Annotated in this window: 1 protein-coding gene; it reads left to right on the forward strand. The window is 54.4% G+C overall.

All coding sequences use genetic code 11. The features are described 5' to 3' along the window. The coding region (locus tag ACU8YC_RS27785; RefSeq protein WP_446896368.1) for an ATP-binding cassette domain-containing protein at positions 1-443 on the forward strand (443 nt) is incomplete at both ends.

Raw genomic sequence — 443 nt, forward strand, 5'->3', positions numbered from 1 at the left:
ATGCTGGGGCTTCCGGGGATGGGAAAGACTACGCTTGCCAATTGCATTATCGGCAATTTACCGATTGAAGGCGGAACCATGTTCTGGCATCAGGCTGGCGCACCGCCGCGCGACCTGAGTCCGATTCCAACGGCAAAGCGCATTGCGCTGGGTATTAACTACGTCTCACAAGAGAGACGGATTTTTTCACAACTAACGGTCGAGGAAAATCTGCATATTGCGCGTCAGGCGGTTGAAGAAAGCGAAACGATGAGCAGCAGCGATATTTACCGCCTGTTTCCACAGCTTTTCGAACTGCGTCAGGTCAAAGGAGTGGCATTGTCGGAGGAAAATCAGCACCAGCTTGCGCTCGCCAGCGCGCTGGTCACACGCCCGCGTCTGCTGATCCTCGATGAACCCACGCGAGGAAGTGGTCAGGCTTATATCCACAGGCTGGGTAATCT

The sequence above is a fragment of the Citrobacter sp. VF227 genome (assembly GCF_052950715.1).